The following is a 1698-nucleotide window of genomic DNA, read 5'->3' as shown; positions in this document are numbered from 1 at the left end:
TCCATATAAAGTTTCTCCTGGAGCTACTTGATGTTTTATGAATTTAGAGCTTTTTTCTTTTACTTGGGTTTCTTTTGATTTATTAGACTTTATTCTTGCTTTCCGATTTATTTTTAATTGATCGCCTGGTCGTATTGAGCTATTTAGGGTTAATTGGTTCCACTGAAGGATTTTTTCCACTGAGACTCCAAATTTTCGAGAAATTCCGTAGAATGTATCTCCCTTTTTGACGGTATAAAGGCCATATGAGCCTTCCGGCTTTACATTTTTGGAGCTTCCATCAGATTTCTCATTATCTGACAAGGAACTTTTTGAAAAAGGCACAGAATTTATCTTGGAGGAATCTTGATTTTCTTCGGCTTGGTCAGACCATTTTGCAGTATTGTTAGAGCCTTCCGGCCTTTTTGATGAGGTTGAGGTTGAATTTTGGTTAACTGGAACTTTTGTCCTTTTCTTTTTAACAGATTTGATGGGTATGATATTCTTTTGATTTTGTTCCGTAAAAGTCTTGTCTATTATATCCTCAGAGTGATTTTGAGTATTTTTTTGATTTATTGTAGAAAGGTCTTTACCTGCAGGAGGTTCTACATATTCAATTTCCTGACGAGATGGACGAATAAATCGCATCCAGAGCACCCGCCCTGCTTTTAAAGGTTTAATGGTTTTTATTCGATTTTTGCGCATCAATACCTTTAATTTTATACCATACAATTGAGAAATCCCCCAAAGATTTTCACCTGCCTTTACAATATGAAAATGAGTGCGTGCTTTTCGACGTTTTGGTTTAAGGTAGTAAAGTTGTCCTTCTTTTATTTTAGTATTTTTTCCTAGGTCATTATATTTTCTGAATTTGCTTATGGTAATATTTCCCAATTCAGCAAGGCTGGCCACATTATCATTTGCTCCGGCAATAACTGAAGGAATTCGATTTATACGTCCAATTTTTGAGGGGTTTTGTCTGGCAATTTTTAATTGTTCATTCAGCTTCTGCAAATATTTTGACTCCACTTCAATCTTCTTCTTTGTGGAGGACGGTTTTTTCGATTCCACAACAGGAGAAGAAGAATCGGCAATGGTTTTGCCAGCTTCCCTTCCATATACGGGGTAAAAGACAGTATATTCCTTTTCTTTAGGTATTTTCCCTTTTCTCAGCCATTTATTGTAGGTAATCAGCTCTTCAGGGTCTAGCTTAAGTTCACGTGCTATTTGTTTTAAATCTTTTCCTCCTCCCTTTTTGTATTGTTTTAAGGCTAACTTTGGGCTTTTGTTTTTTCCAACAGCCTTTTCATAGGCAATCTTGTAGGACAAAAATTTCTTTAGGTACCAAAAAGTCTTTTTATCAACCACCATTTTGGAGGCACTAAAATCTTTTTTATGAACCAATTTTTTTGTTCCCGTTAATCCCTGATGAAAGGAGATAAGGGTGTTGGCCCAGTTCTTAAAATAAAAATTATTTCTTTTCAAATATCGGGCAGCTCCCTTGGTGGAGGCTTTGATATGCATGCGTTCGTCTACATATGAATCAATCCGGAGTCCATTTTCCTGGCCTGACGGTTTTTTGAATTGCCAATACCCTACCGCATTAGAGGAAGAAACGGCATCTCCAACAAAACTACTTTCCTGCATGGCCAGGAATTTAAAATCTTCAGGAACTCCTTCCTCCCTCAATACCTGTTCAATTAATGGAAAATAAATATC

At 36.4% G+C, this 1698-nt stretch carries 1 protein-coding gene; it reads right to left on the bottom strand.

Going from position 1 to position 1698, the window contains the following annotated elements; genetic code table 11:
- Positions 1 to 1698, bottom strand: a 1698-nt coding sequence (locus E1171_RS01740) for a LysM peptidoglycan-binding domain-containing protein (protein ID WP_155203470.1), incomplete at both ends; no start/stop codon positions are given.

It is taken from the genome of Xanthovirga aplysinae (genome assembly GCF_009711365.1).
Classification (GTDB): domain Bacteria; phylum Bacteroidota; class Bacteroidia; order Cytophagales; family Cyclobacteriaceae; genus Xanthovirga; species Xanthovirga aplysinae.
The sequence above is the reverse complement of the archived record's forward strand: the minus strand, read 5'-3'. Positions and strand labels throughout refer to the sequence as shown.